The organism is Bradyrhizobium sp. HKCCYLRH2060 (assembly GCF_051168135.1).
In the GTDB taxonomy this organism is placed as follows: Bacteria; Pseudomonadota; Alphaproteobacteria; order Rhizobiales; family Xanthobacteraceae; genus Bradyrhizobium.
The window spans coordinates 536,617-563,261 of the sequence record NZ_JBNPUK010000001.1 but is presented as its reverse complement, the minus strand read 5'-3'; the positions used below and the strand labels follow the sequence as shown (position 1 = coordinate 563,261).

Below are 26,645 nucleotides of genomic sequence, written 5' to 3'. Positions count from 1 at the left end.
GTCTCAGCAATACCGACGCCGCATGGTGCGGGTCGGCGAGGACATTGGGATCGGAAGCTGGGGATGATCGAGATGGGACCGATTTTTCACGTCAGGCTGCGCCTGCGCCGGTTCATGCGCCGTCACCGCACCATCTTCGCGATCCTGCGCTCGCTGATGATCTTCTCCGCCGGCTTCGGCGGCGCCTACGGCTTCATCAAGGCCAGCGTCTCCCCGAACTCCGGCTACAATCCGCACGCCTTCGCGATCGGCGCCAGCTTCCTGTTCGCGCTCGCCTGCGTCGGCCTGGCCACGCTCAGCATGCGGCTGCGCTTCGTCGCCAGGAAGCTGCACAAGATCGCACTTCACAACGAGGTGCTGGCCGACCGGAACTGGGAGCTCCAGGAAGCCGAGCAGCGCGCCCGCAATCTGTTCGAGCAGCAGGGCGATCTCATCGTCATGCGCGCCCGCGACGGCACCATCGTCTTCGTCAACGACGCCTATTGCCGGATGGCGGGTCTCGACCGCGACAATCTGCTCGGCAGCGCGTTCACCTTCCAGCTGATCGAGCAGGGCGACAGCGCGCTGGAGCCGAACGGCACGCGCGTCCACGACCAGCGCATCGAGAGCGCGATCGGACCGCGCTGGATCGCGTGGCGCGAGGCGCTCGTGCGTTCCGACGCCGGCCAGCCCGCCCTGCTGCAATGTGTCGGCCGCGACGTCACCGACCGCACCGAAACCGAGCGCGCGCTGGCGGAGGCGCGCGACCAGGCCAACGCCGCGAACCGCGCCAAGTCACGCTTCCTGGCGATGGCGAGCCACGAGATCCGCACGCCGCTGAACGGCATCCTCGGCATGAGCGGCCTGTTGCTCGACACGCAGCTCACGCCGGAGCAGACGACCTACGCCAAGGCGGTCCGCACCTCGGGTGAGGCCTTGATGTCGCTGATCAACGAGCTGCTCGACTATTCCAAGATCGAGGCCGGCAAGCTGGCGCTCGAGGCGCAGCCGTTCTCGCTGGCGGCGCTGATCGAGGAGATCACCGAATTGCTGGCGCCGCGCGCGCAGGCCAAGCAGCTGGAGATCGCGGCCTATCTCGACGAGCGGCTGCCGACCTGGGTGACGGGCGACGCGGCGCGGCTGCGGCAGGTGCTGCTCAACCTCGCCGGCAACGCCATCAAGTTCACCGCGACGGGCGGCGTTGCCCTGATCGCCGAGCCCGGCATCTGGCCGAACGAGATCAGCTTCCAGGTGCGCGACACCGGCATCGGCATCGCAGCCGACGCGCAGGAGCGCATCTTCCGCGAATTCGAGCAGGCCGACGACAGCGTGGCGCGCAGCTTCGGCGGCACCGGGCTCGGGCTCGCGATCTCCGACCGGATCGTCAAGCGCATGGGCGGGCGCATTTCGCTGCAAAGCCAGCTCGGCGCCGGCTCGACCTTCGAGGTGGCGGTGCCGCTGCCGCCGGCGCTGGAGCGCGGCGAGCAGAACAGCTTCCGCGGCCCCGACCTCGCCGGACAGTCGATCATGCTGGTCGCGCCGGCCGGGCTGCAGGCCGAGCTGATCGAACGGCGCCTGCAGAACTGGGGCGCGCAGACCTGCCTGGTCGCGGAGGCCGAGGTGGCGGAGGCCCTGCTGCCCGAACGCGCCTGGCATGCCGTGCTGGTCGACGACGCCATCGGCAGCGATGAATCGCTGCGTCTGGGCCGGGTCGCGCACCACCATACGACACGGCTGATCGTGCTGGTGACGCCGGCGAGCCGCCACGAGCTGGCACCGGCGGCGCCGTTTCACGGCTATCTCGTCAAGCCGCTGCGGGCCGCCTCGCTCGCCGCGCGCGTGAGCTTCGATACCGACGGCACGGTCCTCGCCGACGATCCGGTCCCGACGATCGCGCCGCCGATCGCGGCTCAGGCCGGCGCGGGCCTGTCGATCCTCGTCGCCGAGGACAACGACATCAACGCGCTCCTGATGCGCTCGCTGCTGACCAAGCTCGGCCATCACGCCGACATCGCCGTGCATGGCGAAGCCGCGCTCGACTCCTGGCTCGCGGCGCGCTCGGCCGGCGCACCCTATGATCTGATCCTGATGGACGTGCAGATGCCGAAGCTCGACGGCATTTCTGCCGCCAGGCGCATCCGCGCCATAGAGGCCAGCGAGCCCGGCGGGCGCACCCCGATCCTGGCGCTCACGGCCAATGCCCTGGTCGAGGACCGTTACGCCTGCTTCGAGGCGGGCATGGATGGGTTCCTGGTCAAGCCGATCGATCGCGACAAGCTCGACGAGGCACTGGCGAATCTGGCGGCGGCGCGACAGGTGCCAGCGTAAGGAATTAGTTGGGGCGGATCAGCCCGGCGCCGCGCCCGCCGGCCCCGTTTACAGCCGCCTCAGCGCCACCGTCTCGATCTCGTGATCCGCGCCCTTCTTCAGGATCAGGGTCGCGCGCGGCCGTGTCGGGAGGATATTGTCCTCGAGATTGGCCAGGTTGGTGCGCTCCCAGATCGCGATCGCGGTGGCGATGGCCTCCTCGTCCGACAGCAGCGCGTAGCGGTTGAAGTAGGACCTGGGATCATGGAACGCCGTGTCGCGCAGCGACAGGAAGCGCTTGACGTACCATTTGCGCAGGATCGCCTCGTCGGCATCGATATAGACCGAGAAGTCGAAGAAGTCGGAGACGACCGGCACGGCCTTGCCGTCGCGCGGCAGCGGACCGGTCTGCAGCACGTTGACGCCTTCGACGATGAGGATGTCCGGCTGGTCGATCTCGGTCCACTGATTGGGGACGATGTCGTAGCTCAGATGGGAATACACCGGCGCGCGCACCGGATGGCGGCCGGCCTTGATGTCGGACAGAAAGCCGAGCAGCCGCGGCAGGTCATAGCTTTCCGGAAAGCCCTTCTTCTGCATCAGGCCCTGCCGCTCCAGCACCGCGTTCGGATACAGGAAGCCGTCGGTGGTGATGAGATCGACCTTGGGCCGCGGCGACCAGCGGGTCAGCAACGCCTGCAGCACGCGCGCAGTGGTCGACTTGCCGACCGCCACCGAGCCGGCGACGCCGATGATGTAGGGCATCTTGCGGTCGCGGATGCCGAGGAACTGACGCTGCGCGTAGTACAGCCGCTGCGCCGCGTCGACATACATCGACAGCAGTCGCGACAGCGGGAGGTAGATGTCCTCGACCTCCTGAAGGTCGAGACGATCGTGCATCGACCGCAGCTTGGAGAACTCGCCGGGCTCCAAGGTCATCGGCGTGTCGTTGCGCAGCTCGGCCCATTGTTCGCGGGTGAAGACGCGGTACGGATTATATTGTTGTTCGGTGGTGCGCATATCCATGACGCTGCCCTTCGTTTCCCCGCCGCCGCGCCCTACTCCGTCTTGCGCGACGCCTTTTCTTCCAGCCCCGATTGACCGGTGCGCTTGCCGAGCGCCGCCTCGACCTCCTCGAGCCGGACGTCGCGCGACTTCAACAACACCAACAGATGAAACAGCAGATCGGCGCTTTCGGAGATCAGATGCTCGCGGTCGGTGCCAACAGCGGCGATGACGGTCTCGACCGCCTCCTCGCCCATCTTCTTGGCGCATTGCGGCGGCCCCTTGTCGAGCAGCTTGCGCGTATAGGACGCCTCGCCGCCCGCCGCGGCGCGCGCGTCGATGATGGCAGCGAGATCGTGAAGCGTGAAGCGGGACATCAGCCGGTACTCGGAACGCCTGCCCGACCACGGCGGCCGGACCAGCGTTCATCTAACATTTTTGCGACGCAATGTCGTCAGGGATCGAGCCGCATCGGCAGGCCCTGGCGCACCATGTGCTCCTTGGCCTGCCGAATGGTAAATTCCCCGAAATGGAAGATCGACGCCGCCAGCACCGCGGTCGCGCGGCCCTCGCGGATGCCGTCGACCAGATGATCGAGGTTGCCGACACCGCCGGAGGCGATCACCGGCACCGGGACGCTGTCGGCGACCGCCCGGGTCAGCGGCAGGTCGAAGCCCTGGCGGGTGCCGTCGCGGTCCATCGAGGTCAGCAGGATCTCCCCTGCCCCCAGCGATACCACCTCCTGGGCATATTCCAGCGCATCGATGCCGGTCGATTTGCGGCCGCCATGGGTGAAGATCTCCCAGCGGCTTCCGCCGCCAGGCCGCGACACGGACTTGGCGTCGATCGCGACCACGATGCACTGCTCGCCGAACTTCTCGGCCGCCTCCTTGACGAATTCGCGCCTGCTCACCGCGGCCGAATTGATCGAGACCTTGTCGGCGCCGGAACGCAGCAGGGTCTTGATGTCGTCGATGGTGCGCACGCCGCCGCCGACCGTGACCGGCATGAAGCAGGCCTCCGCCGTGCGCCGGACGACGTCCAGCATGATGCCGCGGTTCTCATGGGTGGCGGTGATGTCGAGGAAGCAGAGCTCGTCGGCGCCGGCGGCGTCATAGGCGATCGCCGCCTCCACCGGATCGCCGGCGTCGCGCAGATTGACGAAGTTGACGCCCTTGACCACCCGTCCGTCCTTGACGTCGAGGCAGGGAATGACGCGGACCTTGAACATCCTGTTTTCTCCTACGCACGCGCCGCGCGGATCAGCGCCAGTGCTTCCGCGGGATCGAGGCGGCCGTCATAGAGCGCGCGGCCAGCGATGGCGCCTTCGAGCTTTTTCGCCCGTGGTGCCAGCATCGCCTTGACGTCCTCGATCGAGGCCAGGCCGCCGGAGGCAATCACGGGGATCGAGATGGCATCACCGAGCGCGATCGTGGCCTCGAGATTGAGGCCCTTGAGCAGGCCGTCGCGCGCGATGTCGGTGAAGATGATCGCGGCGACGCCGGCGTCCTCGAAACGCCTGGCGATGTCGAGCGCCGTGACCTCGGAGGTCTCGGCCCAGCCCTCGACGGCGACCTTGCCGTCGCGGGCATCGAGTCCGACGGCGACGCGGCCGGGGAAGGCCTTGGCTGCGGTCTTCACCAGCTCGGGATCGCGCACCGCCGCGGTGCCGATGATGACACGGGTGATGCCCTTGGTCAGCCAGGCCTCGACCGTCGCGAGATCGCGGATGCCGCCGCCGAGCTGCACCGGCATCTTGACAACTTTCAACATCGCCTCGACCGCATGCGCATTCATCGGCTTGCCGGCGAAGGCGCCGTCGAGATCGACGACGTGGAGATAGTCGAAGCCCTGGTCGGCGAAGCTCTTGGCCTGCGCGGCGGGGTCGAGGTTGAACACGGTGGCGCGCGCCATGTCGCCCTGCTCCAGGCGCACGCACTGGCCGTTCTTCAGATCGATGGCAGGAAACAAAATCATCTGAGCTGTCTTTCAGGCAAGCGCCCTGCCCGCCTCCTGGACGGACAGGCGCGCTGCGCTCACGGCTTCCACTTCAGGAAGTTGGAAATGAGGGCGAGACCGAAACGCTGGCTCTTCTCGGGATGGAATTGCGTGCCGATCGCGGTGTCCTTGCCGACGATCGCGGTGACCGGTCCGCCGTAATCGGCGCGCGCCAGCACGTCGTTCTCGTTGACGGCATTCAAGTGATAGGAGTGCACAAAGTAGGCATGCAGGCCCTTCGGCCCGAGCGGCAGCCGCTCCAGCACCGGATGCTCTTGCAGCACATCGAGCGTGTTCCATCCCATATGCGGGATCTTCAGGCTCTCGTCGCGAGGCGTGATCTTCTCGACGTCGCCGGAGACCCAGTCGAAGCCGTCGGTGGTGACATGCTCCTTGCCGCGCGTCGCCATCAGCTGCATGCCGACGCAGATGCCGAAGAACGGCCGCGCCTTGTGGCGCACGGCCTCGGTCATCGCCTCCAGCATGCCATCGACGGAGTCGAGTCCGCGGCGGCAGTCGGCGAAGGCGCCGACGCCGGGCAGCACGATGCGGTCGGCGCGATACACCGTGTCCGGATCGCGCGTCACCACGACCTTCTGCGGATCCGCCATGCCGCGCGCGGCGCGCTCGAACGCCTTGGCGGCGGAATGCAGATTGCCGGAGCCGTAATCGATGATCGCGACACTCATCGTCCACCTCCGGGTTCTGGGAACAAGCCAATGATGCTGGCATGCGGTAGCGGCGGCGGGTGCTGCCCATTGCCATTGTCACGCGAGGGCGGCGGTGCGCCGCGATCGACGGTGTAGTTGCTGTAGCCGAGATCGCTGCGCCGGGCGGCCCAGCGCTCGAAGAAGCGGCGCTCGGCGGCATCGAGATCGTCGGCCACGACGACGTCGAGCTGGCGCCAATTGCCGCGCGAATAGCTCCAGCGCTTCAGGCTCGAGGCTTCGAGCCCGAGCAGGATCGCAAGCAACAGATCGATTCCGGCAATCGCGGCGCCGCTGACGCCGACGCGTACCAGGACGACGTCGAGCGCGATCATCAGCAGGGCCCAGACCAGCATCGCAAGCCAGAGGCGATGCCAGGCCAGCCAGACGGCGCCGAGCACGGCGGCCCAGAAATGGAAGCCGTCGCGGATGAAGACGAAGCGATCGGTCGAGCGCAGATCGGCTCCGGCGGCGAGGGGAGCGTGAACCGTATAAACGGGCATGTCGAAATTCCCTTGGGAGGAGGGAGGTCAGCCGCCGAGCTGACCCTTGGTGGATGGCACTTCGCCCTTGTTGCGCGGGTCGATCGCGAGCGCGGTTCGCAGCGCCCTGGCCAGACCCTTGAAGCAGGATTCGGCGATATGATGGGCGTTCTCGCCGTACAGCGTCTCGACATGCAGCGTGATGCCGGCGTTCATGGCAAAGGCGTTGAACCACTCGCGCACCAGCTCGGTGTCGAACTCGCCGATCTTGTCGCGCGCGAAGGTCGTGCGGAACACCAGCATCGGCCGGCCCGACACGTCGATCACGACGCGCGTCAGCGTCTCGTCCATCGGCATGTGGATCGAGGCGTAGCGGGTGATGCCGGCCATGTCGCCGAGCGCCTGGCGCACCGCCTGGCCGAGGGCGATGCCGACATCCTCGGTGGTGTGGTGGAAATCGATATGCAGGTCGCCGACCGCCTTGACGGTCATGTCGATGCGGGAATGCCGGGCCAGCAGATCCAGCATGTGATCGAAGAAGCCGATCCCGGTCGCGATGTTCACGACGCCGGTGCCGTCGAGGTTCACGGACACCTCGATCTCGGTCTCTTTGGTCTTGCGCTTGATGGTCGCGCTACGCATGGGGTCAGCTTTCCCTTGAAAACGCGGCCCTTTTATCAGGCGGATGACACCTTAGCTACTGCGGGATGACGCCCCGGACGCCTGATCTCGGGCCATGGTGAGCGGATTTCAAGGCCTGACAGGGCAGGGCAGGGGCCCGGTAATTGTATCCCGACGCCTCAGCCCCTAAATCAGGGCATCAACCAGGGATCCCCCATGCACGCATCTTCGAACGAGCCCACCGTCTGGCACGGCACCACGATCCTGACCGTCCGCAAGGGGGGCAGGGTGGTGATCGGCGGGGACGGCCAGGTCTCGATCGGCCAGACCGTGATCAAGTCCAATGCGCGCAAGGTGCGCAAGCTCGGCAAGGGCGACGTCATCGGCGGCTTCGCCGGCGCCACCGCCGACGCGTTCACCCTGTTCGAGCGGCTGGAGAGCAAGCTGGAGCAATATCCGGGGCAGCTGACCCGGGCCGCGGTCGAGCTCGCCAAGGACTGGCGCACCGACCGCTACCTGCGGCGGCTGGAGGCGATGATGATCGTGGCCGACAAGGAGGTCTCGCTGGTGCTGACCGGGACGGGCGACGTCCTGGAACCGGAGGCCGGCGTGATGGCGATCGGCTCCGGCGGCAACTATGCGCTGGCGGCCGCGCGGGCGCTGATCGACACCGACAAGGACGCCGAGAGCATCGTGCGCCGCTCACTCGACATCGCCGCCGACATCTGCGTCTACACCAACCGCAACATCACCATCGAAGCGCTGTCGGCCGAGTAGACGATGACCGCGGACGAGATCGGCGCCCCGTCCCGGCTTTGGTCCGGACCCTGGCTCATCCTGGCGCTCGGTCTGCTGGCGCTGCAGGCCGCACTGTTGTTCGCGATGGGCCGGCTGCCGATCTGCGCCTGCGGCACCGTCAAGCTGTGGCACGGCGTGGTGCAGAGCTCGGAGAACTCCCAGCATCTCACCGACTGGTACACGTTCTCCCATGTCATTCACGGCTTCCTGTTCTATGCGCTGACCGCGCTGGTTCTGCCGTTTCTGCCGTGGCAGGGGCGGCTGATCATCGCGATGCTGATCGAGGGCGCCTGGGAGCTGGTCGAGAACTCCAGCTTCATCATCGAGCGCTATCGCGCCGCCACGATCTCGCTGGACTATTTCGGCGACAGCATCGTGAACTCCGTCGGCGACACCTTGGCGATGATGACCGGCTTCCTGCTGGCGCGGGTGCTGCCGGTCTGGCTGACCGTCGTGATCGCAATCGCGTTCGAGATCGGGGTCGGCCTGCACATCCGTGACAACCTGACCCTCAACATCCTGATGCTGATCTATCCAACCGAGGCGATCCGGCAGTGGCAGGCCGGGCCGCCGCTCCTGTGACGGCGGAAATCCGGCTTGCCCTCATCCCCGTCCGACCCTAGCTAGAGCCCATGACCGACTTTTCCCCCCGCGAAATCGTCTCCGAACTCGACCGCTACATCGTCGGCCAGGCCGACGCCAAGCGGGCGGTGTCCATTGCGTTGCGCAACCGCTGGCGCCGGCTGCAGCTCGATGCAGGCCTGCGCGAGGAGGTGCTGCCGAAGAACATCCTGATGATCGGCCCGACCGGCGTCGGCAAGACCGAGATCGCGCGGCGGCTGGCCAAGCTTGCGGGCGCGCCATTCCTCAAGGTCGAGGCGACCAAGTTCACCGAGGTCGGCTATGTCGGCCGCGACGTCGAGCAGATCATCCGCGACCTCGTCGAGGTCGCGATCGCCCAGGTCCGCGAGCGCAAGCGCAAGGACGTCGCCGCCCGCGCCCAGCTCGCCGCCGAGGAGCGCGTTCTCGACGCGCTGGTCGGCGCCAATGCGAGTGCTGCGACGCGCGACTCGTTCCGCCGCAAGCTGCGCGCCGGCGAGCTGAACGACAAGGAGATCGAGATCGAGACGCAGTCCTCCGGCGGCGGCCTGCCGATGTTCGAAATCCCCGGCATGCCGGGCGCGCAGATGGGCGCGATCTCGATCGGCGACATCTTCGGCAAGCTCGGCGGCCGCACTAAGACACGGCGCGTGACGGTCGAGGCCTCGCACGACATCCTGATCGCGGAAGAGTCCGACAAGCTGCTCGACAGCGAGCAGTTGGTGCAGGAAGCGATCGGCGTGGTCGAGAACAACGGCATCGTGTTTCTCGACGAGATCGACAAGATCTGCGTGCGCGAGAACCGCGCCGGCGGCGACGTCTCGCGCGAGGGCGTGCAGCGCGACCTGCTGCCGCTGATCGAGGGCACGACGGTCTCGACCAAGCATGGCGCGGTCAAGACCGATCACGTCCTGTTCATTGCCTCGGGCGCGTTCCACATCGCCAAGCCCTCGGACCTCTTGCCGGAGCTGCAGGGACGATTGCCGATCCGGGTCGAGCTGCAGGCGCTGACGCGCGACGACATGCGCCGCATCCTGACCGAGCCGGAGGCATCGCTGATCAAGCAATATGTCGCGCTGATGCAGACCGAGGGCGTGACGCTCGACATCACCGACGATGCGATCGACGCGCTCGCCGACATCGCGGTTGCGGTGAATTCGACGGTCGAGAACATCGGCGCGCGCCGGCTGCAGACGGTGATGGAACGCGTGCTGGACGAGATCTCCTTCAACGCCTCCGACCGCGGCGGCGAGACGATGCGTGTCGACGCCGCCTATGTGCAGCAACACATCGGCGACCTCGCCAAGAACACGGATCTCAGCCGGTTCATTTTGTAAGAGGCGTCGCCCTTCAGCCTCTGCGCTCTTTCGCACAGGCGTAGCGTCACCCTCCGCTGTCGTCCCCGCGAAGGCGGGGACCCATAACCACCGAAGCTGATTGTCACTCAAGATGGCGGCTCCAGCCCTGCCTCATCACGTACAGCGGTGGTTACGGGTCCCGGCTCAAGGCCGGGACGACAGCGGTGGGTGTGGCGGCGAGCTTGCCTCCATCTCTCACCGCTCGGACATCGCATGACGGCCGCCTACAGCCGGCACTGGCGCACGATGCTCGCCGTCAACGCCGCGGTCATGCTCGGCGTGTTCCTGCACAAGCTCACGCTGCCGCCCTACATTCCCTACATCCACCTGCTTGTCGACTATCACCACGGCTTCATCAAGCGCGCGCTGATCGGGGCCATCGTCGGGTTGTTCACGACGAAGGTGCCGGCGTGGCTGGTGTTCGCGTTGGGAGGCCTCGTCTGGCTGATCACGTTCGGATTGTTCGTCCAGCTATTCCGCCGAACATTCGGATTGAACAGCGCACAGCTCCCGCTGTTCGTCTTCACCGCTGGCTCGCCGTTCGTGTTCAAGAACTTCCTGTTCACGCTCGGGCACTTCGACGTCTATGGCTGTCTTGGTGCCATCATCCTGATGCTGGTGCCGGCGGGCTCGCTCGGCTACGTCCTGCTCGCTGCGCTGACCTCGGCGGTGCTGGTGCTGATCCATCACATCCATCTGCTGATGTACGTGCCCACCATCGCCGCCATCGTCGTGCTGCGCTACTACTTGCCGCGCAGGACGACGCGCCTCGACATGGCCGTCGGCGGAGCCGCACTGATCGGACTCGGCGCGCTGTTCCTGACGGCGCAGTTCCTCGGCACGATGCCGCTGCCGGAAGCGGACTTCACAGCATATCTGCGGACCCGCATGGCCGATCCGACACGCGCCGAGCTCTTGCAGTTCGCTTACGTGTGGTACCAGCCACTGACGAAGGAGGTGCAGGACACCTGGGCAAGACTGCCGTCGAACCTGCTCGGCTTGCCCGTCTATGCGCTGCTGCTCTGGCTTCACGCGCCGCTCTGGCGCACTTTCAGGGACCTGATTGGCGCGCTGGAAGAGCAGCGCCATCGCCAGATCGTCATCGCCGCGCTGGTTGTCATCACTCTCGCTTACCTCGTGATGTTCGCGATGGTGTTCGACTATTCGCGCTGGATCTCGAGCTGGGTGGTCTGCATGGTGCTGATGCTGCACGCGGTGAAGACGCTGCCCACCACAAAGCCTGTGGCCCTCATCGACGCCGGCGACCGCACGACCACGATCCTGGGCTGGATCGTCACCGCCATCCCGCGCGTCGGCATCATCCGGCCGTTCTGACGCTCAGCCCCGGGCGCGCCTGATCCGGACATAGAGCGCGCCGGCACCGCCATGTCCCACATGAGCCTCCTCGAAGCCGACAATCAGCGAGCGGAATTCCGGCAGGCTCAGCCAATGCGGCACCTGGCGCCGGAGCACGCCGCGTTCGGGATCCGCACCGATCGTACCCTTGCCGGTGATGACGAGCACGAAGGTGAGCCCGTCATGCTGGGCGCGATGCAGGAAATGATGCAGCGCCTGGTGCGCCCGGCTCTGGGTCATGCCGTGCAGATCGAGCCGCGCATCGATCTCGCTGCGGCCGCGCGACAGTTTCGAGCGCTCCTTGCGGCCGAGCGAGACCAGAGGCGGGATGGCCGGCCGGGCCGGCTTCGGCACGACCACCGGCGCGACCGGCCGCGGCGTCATCATCGGCTTGTCCGGCTTCGGCTCGGCCGTCACCATCGGAGGATGCGGCCGCACCGGACGCGGTGTCTTGCGCAGCGGCTTGAGCTGGCGCGCGACCGTCTCCCACAGCGTACGCTCGTCCTCGGAGAGGCCACGCTTGCGACGGCCGCGGGGCGGCTCGGGATCTTCAGACATGGAGACGGCTTGTCATCGGCGGTTGCGGTGGCGCCTGCCATAACGCAATCGGCGGATATTGCGATCACTTTCGATACGGGGGCGGGCCTCGGGCAGGGGCACGGGCTGTGGTGCCACGACGTTCTGCGCCACCGTGGTCGCCGGGCTTGCGCTCGCGGCGGGAGCAGAGGCTTTCGCATCGTTGACCGGAGAGGCGGCGGCTTTGTTGGCCTGGTTGGCCTGCCCCTGATCCTTGACCTGATCCTTGGCTGCCTCCTTCGGCAGCACCTGCGGAAACAGTTTTGCGATCTTCTCCGACGGCCGTGCATCCGGCAGCGGCATCTTGCGGCCACGCGCAACCGGATCGAGGCTCTTCGGCACCAGCATCACGAACTGGATGCTGTGCTTGAGACGGCCGGAAACCTTGCCGGCGTCCTGGCCGGCGCCGAAATAGAGATCGGCCCGCGCAGGTCCGACGATCGCCGAGCCCGTATCCTGCGCGATCATCAGCCGGTGGAACGCCGTCTTCGACTTCTCGGATTCGATCGGCAGCTCGCCGGTGATGAAGAACGGCGTGCCATAGACGTGCAGCGACTTGTCGACCGCGATCGAGCGGCCCGGGGTCAGCGGAATGCCCTGCGCGCCGACCGCCTCGTCCTTCTCCGACAGCTGCACCTCGCGGAAGAAGATGTAGGAGCGGTTCATCCGCCGCAGCTCGTTGGCACCTTCCGGATTCTGCTCCATCCAGTCGCGGATGCGCTGCATCGACATCTGCTCGCGTGGAATGATGCCGCGCTCGATCAGGATGCGGCCGACCGGTGTGTAGGGAAGGCCATTATAGGCATCGTAGTTGATGCGAATGGTCGAGCCGTCGTCGAGACTGATGCGCGCCGATCCCTGGATCTGGGCAAACAGCAGGTCGGTCTGGTTCCTGAGCCACGCGATCTCCAGGCCGCGCCCCTCGATCGCACCGTCCTCGATCTCGGCGCGGTCGTAGTAGGGGACCAGCTTGCGCCGTCCGATCTTGCGATAGACGGGGCCCTTGTTGGGCAGACTCGTCGCATCCTGCTTGAAACCACGGACAAACAAATTGGAGGGCCGGCGATAGACTGGAACGTTGTAGACCTCATTCTGGGTCCGCGAGCCCTCGATGACGGGTTCGTAGTAGCCGGTGACGAAACCGTCGGCATCGCCGAGCTTGGAGATCCTCAGCGGCTCGAAGTGCCGTTCGAAAAAAGCCCTTGCCGCAGCATTGTCGGCGAGATCGGTGGCCCGAGCATCGCGACAGGGGTCGCGCAGGGAATCACCCAGCGCCTTACCATCCACCCTGCCATCCGGCGCTGCATCCGTCTTCGCGGCGATCGGCTTGCAGCTGGCGCGGAACGTCCGATAGGCCGCGAGCTGATCGTCGTCGTTCCAGCCGGGCACGTCGGTCCAATCCATCGGCAGGTACTGGCTGTTGCTGATCTCGAGCGGCCAGTCGAGCTGCGGGTAGGGCAGGTGGCGCATCGGCGGCGTCGCCGCCCGATGGCGCGCGCGAACCGCCTCGGCTGCATAGGGGGCGAGCGCCACGGCAGCGACGCTCAGGGCGAGCACCGGCGTCCAGTAGGTCAGGCGGCGGGCGGTAAAACCCCGCTTCCAAATTTCGCGAACCATGCTTGCACCATCAAAGTACCACTCAACGCGAAATTCAGAGAAAACGGGATGCTGAAAAGATCCGTGTCAAAAATCGAGGATGCGCCTCTTCACGCGCCTCACGCAGCCGGTCGACAACGGGAGCAGGCGATCTCCCAATGTAACGCCAGCGGCGGCAGCCTATTCCATCAATGGCTGCCGGTTCCGACCAGCTTCCAGTTCGGATCGCGCGAGCCGGTGTCGCGGGCGAAAGTCCAGATGTCGGTGATGTCGGCGACCTTGTCCGGATTGCCGTCGACGATGTTGCCGCCCTTGTCGCGTGTCACCGAGATCATCTGCGAGACGAAGCGCACGGTGACCTGCGCGGTGCGGTCGCGCAGCTCGGCGCCGACCAGTTCGGCGGTATCGATGGAGACGAAGCGGGTTTCGGTCTTCTGCTCCTGCTTCTCACGCTCCTTGATGACGGCGTCGAAACTCTCATAGACCTCGGACGACAACAGGTCGCGCAACGCGCGGCGATCGCCATTGGCAAACGCCAGCACGATCATCTCGTAGGCGCTGCGCGCGCCGGTCAGGAAATGGCGCGGATCGAACGAGGAGTCGTCGGCGACGATCGCATCGAGGCCACGGGCGAGCGGCGTGCCCGGCTCGGCCAAGCCACGCCAGCGATCGCCCGGCGCCGGCATCTCGCCGCCGGGAACCGCAGCCGAGGGGTCGATGGGCTTGTTGGGAACCGGCATGACGTGGTTGTCCTGCGCGCCCTGGACCGCGTTTCGGGCGGCATGATCGAACGGCGTCCGCTCGCTCCCGGTGCGCTGCCCGAGCACGGCGCGCAGGCGGATGAAGATGAAGACCGCCAGCGCCAGGAAGATGATGGTATAAATGTCCACGTCGTGTTCGCTTTCTGACTTGTCGAGCCGAACGCGGAGCCCGGCCACCGGGCACCTGTTCTACAGGATCCAGGTAAAGACCCGTGAATCCCTGGTCGTCCCGGATGTAGTCATCGAATTGGGCCCGGCCAATGGCGCATTGTGGCGCGCCGATCCTAACCCTTTTCCCCCTCAAGGGGAAATCCGATCGGCCCCGGATTGGAACAGGGGAGGCCCGTCTCCGGTTCCCTCCGACGGCCGATGCGACAAATAGAGGCATACTGGCCGGATCGAGCGGTTGCTTCGGCCCTTGACGGCGTCGGTGGCTCGTCCTTGTGGAACAAGCCGGCCCTATGGTAGCCACGCGCCGCAACGACCCGCCCTTTTTGCCTGGAGAACACTGCGATGACCAACGGTAACGGCGCCACTCCCGAGGCGGCTCCTCCTCCCCAACTGAACGTGCTGGCGCAATATATCAAGGATCTCTCGTTCGAGAATCCGAACGCTCCGCAGTCCCTGGCGCCGCAGGGCCAGCCGCCGCAGATCAACATCCAGATCAATGTCGGCGCCAATGCGCTGAACGACACCGAGTATGAGGTGACGCTGACGATCGAGGGCAAGGCCGAGAGCGGCAGCCAGGTGATGTTCAGCTTCGAGCTGGTCTATGGCGGCGTGTTCCGGCTGGTCAACATTCCGCGCGAGAACCTGTCGCCGATGCTGCTGATCGAATGCCCGCGCCTGCTGTTCCCGTTCGCCCGCGAGATCGTCGCCAACTCGGTGCGCGACGGCGGCTTCCCGCCCCTGATGCTGGACCCGGTCGATTTCGTCGGCCTGTACCGCCAGAACATGGAACGTCAGGCCGCGGCCCAGGGCGGCCAGGTGCTGTCGAGCTGATCGTTTCGCTCTTTAAAAGTTTGATGTTTGCAGGGCGTGATCCGCTGCCGATCAGGCGGATCACGTGCCGGCGAGAAACTCCATCCAGATCGGCTTGTCGCCGAGGGTAGCGATGAAGGCGCGATGTGCCTCTCGCTCCGCCTCCGTGACCCGCGGCAACAGCGGCTGCTCGCGCTGACGGCGCGGCGTCTCGCCGGCGGACCCGATGCGGATCTCCTGGCTGTCCTGGGTCAGGATCAGCTGCGACTGCCGCGCCCCGACCAGATCGACATAGACCTCCGCCAGCAGCTCGGCGTCGAGCAACGCGCCGTGCTTGGTCCGGCGTGAGTTGTCGATCGCATAGCGCGAGCAGAGGTCGTCGAGACGGTTCGACACGCCAGGATGCTTGCGACGTGCGAGCAGCAGCGTATCGACCAGACGATCCCTGGGAATGGCCGCGCGCTTGACCCGGTCGAGCTCGGCATTGATGAAGCCGATATCGAACGAGGCGTTGTGGATCACCAGCGGGGCATCGCCGATGAACTCCAGGAACTCCTCGACGACCTCGTGAAACAGCGGCTTGTCGGCCAGGAACTCGCTCGACAGGCCGTGAACCGCGAACGCCTCCGCCGGCATGTCGCGTTCGGGATTGATGTAGCGATGGTAGACTTGGCCGGTAGGCATGCGGTTGATGATTTCGACACAGCCGATCTCGACGAGGCGGTCGCCGCGCAGGGCGTCGAGGCCGGTGGTTTCGGTGTCGAGAACGATCTCACGCATCTGATTTGATCCGTCTGACTTGATCCGTCGAAATTCCGCGCGGCCGGATTTGCGAATCAGCCCCGGCGCTGCGGCATTCTAACGACCTCCGCCAGGATGTCGCGGATGCGTGCCCGCACCGGATCGAGCCCGTGCGAGGTATCCACGACGAAATCGGCGCGCTTGCGCTTCTCGGCATCCGGCATCTGCCGTGCGAGCAGCGCATCGAGCGCTTCGTTCGTCATCGTGCCGCGCGCCAGGATGCGCTGACGCTGGATCTCGGGCGAGGTCGACACCACGACCACGGCATCGACGCGCTTGTCGCCGCCGGTCTCGAACAGCAAGGGAATATCGACGACGGCAACCGGCACGCCGGACCGCTCGGCGTCGTCGAGAAATTTCTGGTGGTAGGAGCGCAGCATCGGATGCACGATCGCCTCGAGCCGGCGGATCGCAGCGGGATCGCCGACGACCTTCGCCGACAGCTTGGATCGATCCACCTTGCCGTCCACCGTGGTTCCAGGGAATTCGGCTTCGATCGCCGGCGCGGCTTCGGCTTCATAGACCTTATGAACGGTCGCGTCGGCGTCGTAGACCGGGACGCCGGCTTCGGCGAACAGCTTCGCGGTCGTCGACTTGCCCATGCCCATCGAGCCGGTCAGACCCAGCACTCTCATCCGCGGTCACTCCCCTTACGCGTGGCTGCGGTCGGCATCAGATCCTGAGCAGCTTCGCTTCGCGAAAATAGGCGAGCAGCGGCAACAGCGGCAGGCCGAGGATGGTGAAGTGATCGCCGTCGATCCGGTCGAACAGGTGCACCCCGAGCCCCTCCAATTGATAGGCGCCGACGCTGGATGTGACGGCGTCGCCGGCGGCATCGAGATAGGCGGCGATCTCGGCCTCAGAGAGGGCGCGCATCGTCATCCAGGCGACGGCGACGTGCGAGAACAGCACCTCGCCGTTGCGGACCACCGCGATGGCCGAGTGCAGCGCATGGGTGCGCCCGCCCAGCGCCAACAATTGCTGCATGGCATGCTGGCGGCCGGCCGGCTTGTTGAACATGCGCTCACCCAATGCGAGCGTCTGATCCGCGCCGACCACATAGGAATTGGGCCTGCTTGCCGAGACCGCAGCGGCCTTCGCATTGGCGAGGTGTAGCGCAATCTCGTAGGGCGCGACCAGGCCGGCTTCGGCCTGGACCGCGCGTTCGTCGATATCGGCCGGAAGCGCCTCACACGCGAGTCCTGCGTTCGCGAGCAGCATCCGCCGCGCGCGGCTCTGCGATGCCAGAATGAGAGGCTCGTCACTGCACCAGATGGACATTGATCCGCTCACTAGTCCGGAAGCCGCTGCCGCTGCCGGTCGGTATAGAGTTTCAGGATCGCGGCGGCCGTCTCCTCGATCGAGCGCCGCGTCACGTCGAGCATGACCCAGTTGAACTTCGCACTGAGCTTGCGTGCATAGGCGACCTCGTCCGTCACCGACTGCTTGTCGACATAGTTCTCATTGCCGGATTCCGCACCCATGCTGAGCAGGCGATTCTGCCGCACCTGGATCAGCCGCTCCGGGGTCGCATGCAGGCTGACGACCAGCGGTTTCTTCAATGTCTCGAGCTGGTGCGGGATTGGAATGCCCGGGACCAGCGGCACGTTGGCTGTGCGCACGCCGCGGTTGGCGAGATAGATCGAGGTCGGAGTCTTCGAGGTCCGGCTGACGCCCACCAGCACCACCTCGGCGTCTTCGAGGCCGTCGACCATTTGCCCGTCATCGTGGAGCATCGTGTAGTTCAGCGCATCGATGCGGGCGAAATATTCGGCATTGAGCACGTGCTGCGCACCGACGCGGCCGGCGGTCGACGCGCCGAGATAGGCCTCGAACAGCTGCATCACCGGACCGATGATCGACAGGCTCGGAATGTTGATCTGCTGGCACTTGCCTTCGAGCCGGCTGACCAGGTCCTTCTCGAGCAGGGTGAACAGCACGATGCCCGGCGCTTCCTCAATCTCGTCGAGCACGCGGTCGAGCTGCTTCTGGCTCCGCACCAGCGGGTACACGTGCTCGACCGGGGTCACGTTGGTGTATTGCGCGGCGACTGCTCGCGCGACCGTGATCAGGGTTTCGCCCGTCGAGTCGGAAACCAGATGCAGGTGAAAATAGTTGCCGGTGCTGGGCATCAAATCCTTAACGATCTGTGAATCCCTGTGAAGGATGGGACCAAAAAGCAGCCGCCGACCGCGCCCCTTTGGATAACCCCGATTCTTCTGCACATGGTCGCCGTCCGGGACAACGCCAAGCCGCAGGCCGATGATATCGGGACGACGTTCGTTTGTCTCTGGATAAGCTGTCGACGGATTTCGGCAAGCGTTTGAATCGCATTGAACTCTGGAGCGATCCGGCGGGCGCGGCTCGCATGTTGAGGAATGTGAACAAGCTGCGGGCAGACTGCGGATGACATTTCATGAGTCCAATCCACCGCTACCTAGACTCAAACCTTAAGATTCTAAAATTATTTGGTTTGGAGGGGACTGAGCGAGCGGATATGTCTCAGCACGCAAGCTTATCGCTGCCTGAGAGGACCGCGCGTTTCCGATGTATGAGTGGATCAAGGCCCTTCACGTCATCGCTGTCATCGCGTGGATGGCCGGCATGCTGTATCTGCCGCGGCTGTTCGTCTATCATTGCGAGGCCGAGATCGGCTCGAAGCAGTCCGAGACGTTCAAGGTTATGGAGCGGCGCCTGCTGAAGGCGATCATCAATCCGGCGATCACCGTGACTTGGCTTGCCGGACTCTATCTGGTCTGGGCCGGCCACTGGTATACCAGCGGTTGGTTTCATGCAAAATTTCTCCTGGTGCTGATCATGTCGGGAGTCCACGGACTGTTCACCCGCTGGGTCAGGGAATTCGGCGCCGACAAGAACACCCGGAGCCAGAAATTCTACCGCTATGTCAATGAGGTACCGACGGTGCTGATGATCGGCATCGTGATTCTCGTGATCGTCAAGCCGTTCTGACCGTTTCCCAGGGAATACCGCTCCGCTGCAGATGCCTTGCAGACGACGGCGCGATTTTCTATATTATGGATATCCCACCCCACGCAGGCGGATGTGGTTGCGTTCCGGCTTGACCGGCCGCCGCATCAGGTCTGGTGCCTCATCGGCGCCAACCTTGCTCAGACCTGCGGACCTCATTTTCGTCCGCCTTCCCACAGCCACCTCGCATCCCTCCCAAGTCGCTTCCACAGGACCACCCCAATGCGGGAAATCAAACTACAGGACCTCAAGTCAAAGACGCCGGCCGAGCTCGTCTCCTTCGCGGAGGAAAACGGGGTCGAGAACGCCAGCACGATGCGCAAGCAGGAGCTGATGTTCGCCATCCTCAAGCAGCTCGCCATCCAGGAAATCGACATCATCGGCGAGGGTGTCGTCGAGGTTCTTTCTGACGGTTTCGGCTTCCTCCGCTCGCCCGATGCCAACTACCTGCCCGGTCCGGACGACATCTATGTCTCGCCGTCGCAGATCCGCCGCTTCGGCCTGCGCACCGGTGACACGATCGAGGGCCACATCCGCAGCCCGAAAGAAGGCGAGCGCTATTTCGCGCTGCTCAAGGTCAACACGCTGAACTTCGAGGATCCCGAAAAGTCCAAGCACAAGGTCAATTTCGACAACCTCACGCCGCTGTTTCCGGACGAGCGCTTCCGGCTCGAGCTGGAGGATCCGACCCGCAAGGATCTGTCGCCGCGTGTCATCGACATCGTCGCTCCAATCGGCAAGGGCCAGCGCGCACTGATCGTTGCGCCGCCGCGCACCGGCAAGACCGTGCTGATGCAGAACATCGCGCACTCGATCACGGCCAATCATCCCGAGTGCTACCTGATCGTGCTGCTGATCGACGAGCGTCCGGAAGAAGTCACGGACATGCAGCGCTCGGTGAAGGGCGAGGTTGTGTCCTCGACCTTCGACGAGCCGGCGGCGCGTCACGTCCAGGTCGCGGAGATGGTGATCGAGAAAGCCAAGCGCCTGGTCGAGCACGGCCGCGACGTCGTCATTCTGCTGGACTCGATTACCCGCCTCGGCCGCGCCTACAACACGGTCGTGCCGTCCTCCGGCAAGGTGCTGACCGGCGGTGTCGACGCCAACGCGCTGCAGCGGCCGAAGCGCTTCTTCGGTGCCGCGCGCAATATCGAGGAAGGCGGCTCGCTGACCATCATCGCGACTGCTCTGGTCGATACCGGCAGCCGCATGGACGAGGTCATCTTCGAAGAGTTCAAGGGCACCGGCAACTCCGAGCTCATCCTCGACCGCAAGGTCGCGGACAAGCGGACCTTCCCGGCGATCGACATCGCCCGCTCCGGCACCCGCAAGGAAGAGCTCATCACCGAGCCGCAGAACCTCAAGAAGATGTACGTGCTCCGCCGCATCCTCAATCCGATGGGCACGATGGACGCGATCGACTTCCTGCTCGACAAGCTCCGCAGCACCAAGAGCAATGCCGAGTTCTTCGAATCCATGAATACCTGATTGGACCACGGTCTCGATCTGGACGGGGGCGCTCTTCGGAGCGCCCTTTTTGTTTGCGGGACTGTATCAGGCGCGGGCGCCACCGCTCGTCGGCGGCATCCGACGTAAAGCATGCCGCTGCAAACCGATTGTGTTTCGCTGCCGGCAAGCCCAACTGAGGATGATGCATCCTCACGATCAGACCATCTTTGCATTGTCCTCGGGACGGCTGCCGAGCGCGATTGCGATTGTCAGACTCTCTGGCTCACATGCGGGATCTGCCCTTCGGCTGCTGGCGGGAAGATTGCCGGTGCCGAGGACTGCAACACGCGCCTTGTTGCGCGATGGCGGTGGCGAAGCGATCGACGATGCCGTCGTGCTGTGGTTTCCCGGACCCGCAAGCGCCACCGGCGAAGATGTCGCCGAGCTGCACGTCCATGGCAGTCGTGCCGTCATCGCGGCGGTGTTCTCGGTCCTCTCGACGATGCCGCAGATGCGCCCGGCCGAGCCGGGCGAGTTCACGCGGCGCGCGTTCGAGAATGGCAAGATCGATCTGACCGAGGCCGAGGGGCTCGACGATCTCATTCATGCCGACACTGATCGCCAGCGGCGCCAGGCGTTGCGCCAACTGAAGGGCCTGCTCGGTGACAAGGCGCGAAGCTGGCGGGAGCAGATCATCGAAGCGGCGGCGCTGATCGAAGCCGGGATCGACTTTGCCGACGAAGGCGACGTGCCGACCGAGCTGATGGCGCCGGCGCTAGCGCGGATTGAACAACTCCTGACGGAGATCGAGACCGTTTTGTCAGCGCAGGGCCGGGCCGAGCGACTGCGCGACGGCCTGACGGTCGTCATCGCCGGACCTCCAAACGCCGGCAAGTCGACATTGATGAACCAGCTCGCCCGGCGTGAGGTGGCGATCGTCTCGCCCCATGCCGGCACCACGCGCGACGTCATCGAGATCCAGCTTGATCTCCAGGGCTATCCGGCCACGGTGATCGATACTGCGGGGATCCGGGAGACGGATGATCCGGTGGAGCAGGAGGGTGTGCGCCGAGCTCGCGATCGGGCGGCGCAGGCCGATCTCGTGCTGTGGCTGTCCCAGGATGATCAGGCGGAGGCAGAGCGTCGAACCGGGGTGCCCGTCTGGCTGATCCGCAACAAGATCGACCTGCCGGCCGCCCAGGAAAGAGTGGTGGCGTCGGTGCAAAGCGCGGAGCGCGGTTTTGCGATCTCGGCGAGAACTGGAGCAGGTTTGTCCGAACTGCTGGAGGCCCTGGTCGGCTTCGCAGGTGACTTCTTTGGATCGACCGAGAATGGCCTGATCACGCGGGAGCGGCAACGAACGCTGCTCGAGGAGACCGCGGCCGCACTTCGCCAGAGCATTGCGGACGTAGATCTCGGGGAGGAGCTCGCCGCGGAGGAGCTGCGGATCGCCGCCCTCGCGCTCGGGCGCCTCTTGGGGCGGGTTGACATCGAGGATGTGCTGGACGTGATCTTTCGCGAGTTCTGTATCGGCAAGTAGCGACGGCAACGGTCGGCGCGACAGATATACTTAATGAAGCGTTGCTTGGTTAACGGACCCTCAACTGTTTCACGTGAAACAGGGACGGAACTCTTGCGACGTTTCACGTGAAACGAGTTCCGATCTCAGGGTGCTGTTTCACGTGAAACGTCCTCGCCTTGTCGTGGCGAATGTTTCACGTGAAACGTCTTCCGAGCGTTGTCTGCAAGCGTTAGATAAGCCCCCATGATCCAGCATCTGACATCCTACGACGTCATCGTCATCGGTGGCGGCCACGCCGGCTGTGAAGCTGCAGCGGGTGCGGCGCGCATGGGCGCCCGGACCGCACTGATCACCCATCAGTTCGCGACAATCGGGGCCATGTCCTGCAATCCGGCCATCGGAGGTTTGGGGAAAGGACATCTGGTTCGCGAAGTCGATGCTCTCGACGGCTTGATGGGCCGCGTCGCCGATGCCGGCGGCATCCAGTTTCGGGTTCTGAATCGCCGGAAGGGACCCGCCGTTCGAGGTCCGCGCGCCCAGGCCGATCGCAAGCTTTATGCCGCAGCGATGCAGTCGGCGATCCGGGAGACCGCGAACCTCTCTGTGATCGAAGGCGAGGCGGACGAACTGATCATCACGGACGGCCGGGTCACGGGCGTGCGGTTGGCCGACGGCCGGACCTTTGTCTGTGGTGCTCTGGTCATCACGACCGGCACGTTCCTCCGTGGTCTGATTCACCTCGGTGAGCGGACCTGGCCGGCGGGCCGGGTCGGCGAAGCCCCGGCGCTGGGACTCTCCCAGTCCCTCGAAGCCATCGGATTTCGTCTCGGCCGGCTCAAGACCGGGACCCCGCCGCGTCTGGATGGATCGACGATCGACTGGACAGCAGTCGAGATGCAGCCCGGCGACGATCCGCCGGAGCCGTTCTCCGTCCTGACCGATAAGATCACCACCCCGCAGATCCAATGCGGCATCACCCGGACGACGACCGCGACCCATGAGGTGATCCGCGCCAATGTCCATCGCTCGCCGATGTACTCCGGGCAGATCAAGTCGACCGGGCCGCGCTATTGTCCCTCGGTCGAGGACAAGATCGTTCGCTTCGGTGATCGCGACGGCCACCAGATCTTCCTGGAGCCGGAAGGACTCGACGACACGACGGTCTACCCGAACGGCATCTCGACCTCGCTGCCGGAGGAGGTTCAGCTCGCGCTACTGCCGACCATCCCGGGTCTCGAGCGGGTCCGGATGATCCGGCCCGGCTATGCGATCGAGTATGACCACGTCGATCCGCGTGAGCTCGAGCCGACACTGCAGACCAGGCGGATGAAGGGTCTATTCCTGGCCGGTCAGATCAACGGCACGACCGGGTATGAGGAGGCCGCGGCTCAAGGCCTGGTCGCCGGCCTCAATGCGGCGCTGGCCGCAGGCGGCGGCGCGCCGGTCGTGTTCGATCGCGCCGACGGTTATCTCGGGGTGATGATCGATGACCTGGTCACGCGGGGAATCACCGAGCCGTATCGGATGTTCACCTCGCGCGCCGAGTATCGGCTGACGTTGCGGGCGGACAATGCGGACCAGCGACTGACCGACAAGGGCATCGCACTCGGCTGTGTCGGCAATGAGCGTGCGTGTTTCCATCGAAGCAAGATGGATGCGTTGGAGGCTGCCCGTTCGCTGGCGAGGTCGCTGACGATCACGCCCAACGAGGCGGCTAAGCATGGCCTCACGCTCAACAAGGATGGCCAGCGCCGCTCGGCCTTCGAGCTGATGGCCTATCCGGAGATCGGCTTCTCCGAGGTGAGGGTGATCTGGCCGGAGCTCGGCGCGATCGATGCCGCCATTGCCGCGCATCTCGAGATCGATGCCAAATATGATGTCTATGTCCGCCGCCAAAGCGACGACGTCGATGCCTTCCGGCGCGACGAGGGGTTGGTGCTCGGTGACATCGACTATGCGCTCGTTCCGGGTCTTTCCAATGAGGCGCGGGCGAAGCTGGCGGCTGCCAGGCCCTGGACGATCGGGCAGGCGGGCCGGATCGACGGCATGACGCCGGCGGCGCTCGGAATTCTCGCGGCCTATCTTCGCCGCGAAGCGCGTCGCAGCAAGGCCGCGGGCTGAAGGGCGTTTCACGTGAAACAGGCAGTGGCGTCCAAGGTGATCGAATCCGACAAGGCGGCTGCGCTCGCCTTGACGCCCGTTTCACGTGAAACGGAGCAGCGCCTCGATCGCTATGTCTCCCTGCTGCTGGAGTGGCAGGCCAAGACGAATCTCGTCGCGCCCTCGACCTTGCCGCATCTCTGGACCCGGCACATTTCGGATTCGCTGCAGCTTCTCGATCTCGCGCCCGACGCCCGGATCTGGGTCGATCTCGGCAGCGGCGGCGGGTTTCCGGGCGTCGTCCTCGCCTGCGCGCTGGCCGAGCGGCCCGGCGCCCAGGTCCATCTGGTCGAGCGCATCGCCAAGAAGGCGGCGTTCCTGCGCGAAGCAATTCGCGTCACCGGCGCTCCGGGGATCGTGCATTTGTCAGAGATCGGGGATATCGTGGAGAAGTGGAGTGGGCGAGTCGATTGCGTGACCGCACGCGCGCTGGCTCCGCTACACCAACTCATCGGCTTTGCGGAGCCCCTGGTGAAAAAAGGCGCGAAAGCGCTGTTTCTCAAGGGTCAAGATGTAGAAGCGGAATTGACCGAATCTACTAAGTATTGGAAAATTGAGCCGAAACTTCATTCCAGCCGGACGGGCGGGCAGGGCTGGATCGTCGCAATCGATTGCATCGAGCGACAGAGCTGAATTCCGTCAAGACGACAACCAATGGCGATCGCGCATGGCCGTAATTGATCAGATTTATCAAGAAGATAGGGCTCCTCACCCGGAGGGGCATCCGCGCATCCTGGCGCTCGCCAACCAGAAGGGCGGGGTTGGCAAGACCACGACCGCGATCAATCTCGGCACGGCGCTGGCCGCGATCGGCGAGCGCGTGCTGATCGTCGACCTCGATCCGCAGGGCAATGCCTCGACCGGGCTCGGCATCGACCGTGGCAGCCGCAACTGCTCGACCTATGACGTGCTGATCGGCGAGGCCTCGCTGCGCGACGCCGTCGTTGCGACGGCCGTGCCACGGCTGCACATCGCCTCCTCGACGATGGACCTGTCGGGTCTGGAGCTCGAGCTCGGCTCCAGCGCCAACCGCGCCTTCCGTCTGCGCGACGCGATCGCCGGTCTCAACAACAACGTCTCGCCGGAGAACGACTACACCTACGTGCTGGTCGATTGCCCGCCGTCGCTGAACCTGCTGACGGTCAATGCGATGGCGGCGTCGGATGCGATCCTGGTGCCGCTGCAGTGCGAGTTCTTCGCGCTCGAAGGTCTGTCGCAATTGCTGCAGACCGTGGAGCAGGTGCGCTCGACCCTGAACCCGAACCTGTCGATCCACGGCATCGTGCTGACGATGTTCGACTCGCGCAACAACCTGTCGAACCAGGTGGTGGCCGACGTCCGTCAGTTCATGGGATCGAAGGTCTACAACACGATGATCCCGCGCAACGTGCGCATCTCGGAAGCACCGTCCTACGGCAAGCCGGTGCTGGTCTACGATTTGAAGTGCGTCGGCAGCGAGGCCTATCTGAAGCTCGCCACCGAAGTCATTCAGCGCGAGCGTGACCTGCGCACGAACTGACCTTGCCTCTGCTCCGGGCACCTCGTCGCCCGGATCTCATTTGAGGACGGCAGCGGATCCGGTCAGGATCCGCTCCCTCGTTCATTGTGCCGGCGGGACTGATCGGCAGCAGACGCAAGCGGAGCGTGACGTGAATCCAAAGGAGAAGGCGATGGCCGACGAGTCGCGATCGCGATTGGGCCGGGGTCTTGCAAGTCTGATCGGTGACGTCGGCCGCGAGGCCGGCGCGCCGCCGGAGCGGCCGCGCAATCAGCGCAAGGTGCCGATCGAGTTTCTCAAGCCCAATCCGCGCAACCCGCGCAAGACGTTTTCCGACGGCGAGCTCGCCGAGCTCTCGGCCTCGATCAAGCAGCACGGCGTGATCCAGCCGATCGTGGTGCGTCCGGTGAAGGGCCAGCACGACCGCTACGAGATCATCGCCGGCGAGCGGCGCTGGCGCGCCTCGCAGGCCGCCGGCCTGCACGAGGTGCCGATCGTTCCGGTCGATGTCAGCGACAGCGACGCGCTGGAGCTCGCGATCATCGAGAACGTGCAGCGTGAGGATCTCAACCCGATGGAGGAGGCGCAGGGCTATCACGCGCTCGCCAACGAGTTCAAACGCAACCAGGAAGACATCGCCAAGATCGTCGGCAAGAGCCGCAGCCACGTCGCCAACATGATGCGGCTGACCAAGCTGCCGGCCGAGGTGCAGGGCTTCATCGCGACCGGGCAGATCTCGGCCGGTCATGCGCGCGCGCTGATCAACCTGCCGGATCCGATGTCGGCGGCGAAGAAGATCATCGCGGAAGGATTGAACGTCCGGCAGACCGAGGCGCTCGCGCATGAAGAGGGCGTGCCGGAGCGCAAGCCGCAGAAGCCGCGCAGCGCTGGAGGCAGCGCGACGGCGGAGAAGAAGGACGCCGACACCATCGCGCTGGAGAAGCGCGTCGGCGATGCGCTCGGCCTTTCCGTGTCGATCAGCCACCGCGACCCCGGCGGCACGGTGCAGATCACCTATCGCAGCCTGGAGCAGCTCGACGAGGTGATGCGTCGGTTGGAGCAGGGTTAGATGTGAGTTGGCGGCGCTTACTGCGCCGCGGTC

At 65.2% G+C, this 26,645-nt stretch carries 27 protein-coding genes; 13 read left to right on the top strand and 14 right to left on the bottom strand.

Going from position 1 to position 26,645, the window contains the following annotated elements; translation table 11 throughout:
* Positions 1-72: 72 nt before the first annotated feature.
* The gene (locus ACQR10_RS02460; RefSeq protein ID WP_316215435.1) at positions 73-2,307 is read left to right on the top strand and encodes a PAS domain-containing hybrid sensor histidine kinase/response regulator; all 2,235 of its coding nucleotides are present in this window, start codon (positions 73-75) and stop codon (positions 2,305-2,307) included.
* Positions 2,308-2,355: 48 nt separating this feature from the next.
* Here the strand turns inward: ACQR10_RS02460 and coaA are convergent, their stop codons facing one another.
* The 7 genes from coaA to hisB all read right to left on the bottom strand — a co-directional run bounded on the left by coaA (position 2,356) and on the right by hisB (position 7,120).
* Entirely contained in the window at positions 2,356-3,312 is a 957-nt protein-coding gene (gene coaA, locus ACQR10_RS02455) for a type I pantothenate kinase (RefSeq protein ID WP_315800864.1), read from the bottom strand.
* Positions 3,313-3,344: 32 nt separating this feature from the next.
* Positions 3,345-3,668 (bottom strand): phosphoribosyl-ATP diphosphatase, encoded by a 324-nt coding sequence (locus ACQR10_RS02450; RefSeq protein ID WP_316183042.1) that lies wholly within the window; start codon positions 3,666-3,668, stop codon positions 3,345-3,347.
* Positions 3,669-3,745: 77 nt separating this feature from the next.
* The gene (hisF, locus tag ACQR10_RS02445; RefSeq protein WP_316183041.1) at positions 3,746-4,522 is read right to left on the bottom strand and encodes an imidazole glycerol phosphate synthase subunit HisF; all 777 of its coding nucleotides are present in this window, start codon (positions 4,520-4,522) and stop codon (positions 3,746-3,748) included.
* A gap of 11 nt (positions 4,523-4,533) precedes the next feature.
* A complete protein-coding gene (gene hisA / locus ACQR10_RS02440) occupies positions 4,534-5,268 on the bottom strand; it encodes a 1-(5-phosphoribosyl)-5-[(5-phosphoribosylamino)methylideneamino]imidazole-4-carboxamide isomerase (RefSeq protein WP_316215434.1) in 735 nt (244 codons plus the stop codon).
* A gap of 59 nt (positions 5,269-5,327) precedes the next feature.
* Positions 5,328-5,978, bottom strand: a complete 651-nt coding sequence (gene hisH / locus ACQR10_RS02435) for an imidazole glycerol phosphate synthase subunit HisH (protein WP_316215433.1) — start codon at positions 5,976-5,978, stop codon at positions 5,328-5,330.
* The gene (locus tag ACQR10_RS02430; protein ID WP_315800869.1) at positions 5,975-6,499 is read right to left on the bottom strand and encodes a DUF2628 domain-containing protein; all 525 of its coding nucleotides are present in this window, start codon (positions 6,497-6,499) and stop codon (positions 5,975-5,977) included. Before ACQR10_RS02430 ends, hisH begins: the two co-directional genes overlap by 4 nt.
* Positions 6,500-6,526: 27 nt before the next feature.
* The gene (gene hisB, locus ACQR10_RS02425; RefSeq protein ID WP_316215432.1) at positions 6,527-7,120 is read right to left on the bottom strand and encodes an imidazoleglycerol-phosphate dehydratase HisB; all 594 of its coding nucleotides are present in this window, start codon (positions 7,118-7,120) and stop codon (positions 6,527-6,529) included.
* Positions 7,121-7,315: 195 nt separating this feature from the next.
* Here hisB and hslV point away from each other — a divergent pair, with 195 nt between their 5' ends.
* The 4 genes from hslV to ACQR10_RS02405 all read left to right on the top strand — a co-directional run bounded on the left by hslV (position 7,316) and on the right by ACQR10_RS02405 (position 11,190).
* Positions 7,316-7,876, top strand: a complete 561-nt coding sequence (gene hslV, locus ACQR10_RS02420; protein WP_315750519.1) for an ATP-dependent protease subunit HslV — start codon at positions 7,316-7,318, stop codon at positions 7,874-7,876.
* Positions 7,877-7,879: 3 nt separating this feature from the next.
* A complete protein-coding gene (locus tag ACQR10_RS02415) occupies positions 7,880-8,479 on the top strand; it encodes a DUF2585 domain-containing protein (RefSeq protein WP_316215431.1) in 600 nt (199 codons plus the stop codon).
* 50 nt (positions 8,480-8,529) lie between these two features.
* Positions 8,530-9,834: an ATP-dependent protease ATPase subunit HslU gene (gene hslU / locus ACQR10_RS02410; protein WP_316215430.1), complete on the top strand. Its 1,305-nt coding sequence runs from the start codon at positions 8,530-8,532 to the stop codon at positions 9,832-9,834.
* Between the two features lie 234 nt (positions 9,835-10,068).
* Positions 10,069-11,190, top strand: a complete 1,122-nt coding sequence (locus tag ACQR10_RS02405; protein ID WP_316215429.1) for a hypothetical protein — start codon at positions 10,069-10,071, stop codon at positions 11,188-11,190.
* 3 nt (positions 11,191-11,193) lie between these two features.
* Here the strand turns inward: ACQR10_RS02405 and ACQR10_RS02400 are convergent, their stop codons facing one another.
* The 3 genes from ACQR10_RS02400 to ACQR10_RS02390 all read right to left on the bottom strand — a co-directional run bounded on the left by ACQR10_RS02400 (position 11,194) and on the right by ACQR10_RS02390 (position 14,273).
* Entirely contained in the window at positions 11,194-11,769 is a 576-nt protein-coding gene (locus ACQR10_RS02400) for a Smr/MutS family protein (protein ID WP_316215428.1), read from the bottom strand.
* 12 nt (positions 11,770-11,781) lie between these two features.
* Entirely contained in the window at positions 11,782-13,404 is a 1,623-nt protein-coding gene (gene mltA, locus ACQR10_RS02395; protein WP_316215427.1) for a murein transglycosylase A, read from the bottom strand.
* Between the two features lie 167 nt (positions 13,405-13,571).
* Positions 13,572-14,273: a Tim44/TimA family putative adaptor protein gene (locus ACQR10_RS02390; RefSeq protein WP_315800876.1), complete on the bottom strand. Its 702-nt coding sequence runs from the start codon at positions 14,271-14,273 to the stop codon at positions 13,572-13,574.
* A 384-nt stretch (positions 14,274-14,657) separates the two neighbouring features.
* Between ACQR10_RS02390 and secB the strand changes: the two genes are divergently transcribed.
* Entirely contained in the window at positions 14,658-15,146 is a 489-nt protein-coding gene (secB, locus tag ACQR10_RS02385; protein ID WP_315716797.1) for a protein-export chaperone SecB, read from the top strand.
* Positions 15,147-15,206: 60 nt separating this feature from the next.
* Here the strand turns inward: secB and dnaQ are convergent, their stop codons facing one another.
* The 4 genes from dnaQ to ACQR10_RS02365 are packed head-to-tail and all read right to left on the bottom strand — an operon-like array spanning position 15,207 to position 18,058.
* Positions 15,207-15,905: a DNA polymerase III subunit epsilon gene (gene dnaQ, locus ACQR10_RS02380; RefSeq protein WP_316215426.1), complete on the bottom strand. Its 699-nt coding sequence runs from the start codon at positions 15,903-15,905 to the stop codon at positions 15,207-15,209.
* Positions 15,906-15,961: 56 nt separating this feature from the next.
* Complete coding sequence (gene coaE / locus ACQR10_RS02375) at positions 15,962-16,561, bottom strand: dephospho-CoA kinase (protein ID WP_316215425.1); 600 nt, start codon at positions 16,559-16,561, stop codon at positions 15,962-15,964.
* Between the two features lie 37 nt (positions 16,562-16,598).
* Positions 16,599-17,207 (bottom strand): Maf family protein, encoded by a 609-nt coding sequence (locus ACQR10_RS02370; RefSeq protein WP_315800880.1) that lies wholly within the window; start codon positions 17,205-17,207, stop codon positions 16,599-16,601.
* 11 nt (positions 17,208-17,218) lie between these two features.
* Positions 17,219-18,058 (bottom strand): pyruvate, water dikinase regulatory protein, encoded by an 840-nt coding sequence (locus ACQR10_RS02365; protein ID WP_315800881.1) that lies wholly within the window; start codon positions 18,056-18,058, stop codon positions 17,219-17,221.
* 415 nt (positions 18,059-18,473) lie between these two features.
* Here ACQR10_RS02365 and hemJ point away from each other — a divergent pair, with 415 nt between their 5' ends.
* From hemJ to ACQR10_RS02330, 7 genes are all read left to right on the top strand, one after another.
* A complete protein-coding gene (gene hemJ, locus ACQR10_RS02360; protein ID WP_315800882.1) occupies positions 18,474-18,896 on the top strand; it encodes a protoporphyrinogen oxidase HemJ in 423 nt (140 codons plus the stop codon).
* Between the two features lie 240 nt (positions 18,897-19,136).
* On the top strand, positions 19,137-20,402 hold the full coding sequence (gene rho / locus ACQR10_RS02355; RefSeq protein ID WP_315740414.1) for a transcription termination factor Rho: 1,266 nt from the start codon (positions 19,137-19,139) through the stop codon (positions 20,400-20,402).
* A 163-nt stretch (positions 20,403-20,565) separates the two neighbouring features.
* The gene (gene mnmE / locus ACQR10_RS02350; protein ID WP_316215572.1) at positions 20,566-21,903 is read left to right on the top strand and encodes a tRNA uridine-5-carboxymethylaminomethyl(34) synthesis GTPase MnmE; all 1,338 of its coding nucleotides are present in this window, start codon (positions 20,566-20,568) and stop codon (positions 21,901-21,903) included.
* A 225-nt stretch (positions 21,904-22,128) separates the two neighbouring features.
* Positions 22,129-24,006 (top strand): tRNA uridine-5-carboxymethylaminomethyl(34) synthesis enzyme MnmG, encoded by a 1,878-nt coding sequence (gene mnmG / locus ACQR10_RS02345; protein WP_316215424.1) that lies wholly within the window; start codon positions 22,129-22,131, stop codon positions 24,004-24,006.
* Between the two features lie 12 nt (positions 24,007-24,018).
* Positions 24,019-24,678, top strand: coding sequence for a 16S rRNA (guanine(527)-N(7))-methyltransferase RsmG (gene rsmG, locus ACQR10_RS02340; protein ID WP_316215423.1), 660 nt, complete (start codon positions 24,019-24,021; stop codon positions 24,676-24,678).
* Positions 24,679-24,712: 34 nt separating this feature from the next.
* Entirely contained in the window at positions 24,713-25,564 is an 852-nt protein-coding gene (locus tag ACQR10_RS02335; RefSeq protein ID WP_315800885.1) for a ParA family protein, read from the top strand.
* A gap of 151 nt (positions 25,565-25,715) precedes the next feature.
* Positions 25,716-26,612, top strand: a complete 897-nt coding sequence (locus ACQR10_RS02330; RefSeq protein ID WP_315800886.1) for a ParB/RepB/Spo0J family partition protein — start codon at positions 25,716-25,718, stop codon at positions 26,610-26,612.
* The last annotated feature ends 33 nt before the right edge of the window (positions 26,613-26,645 follow it).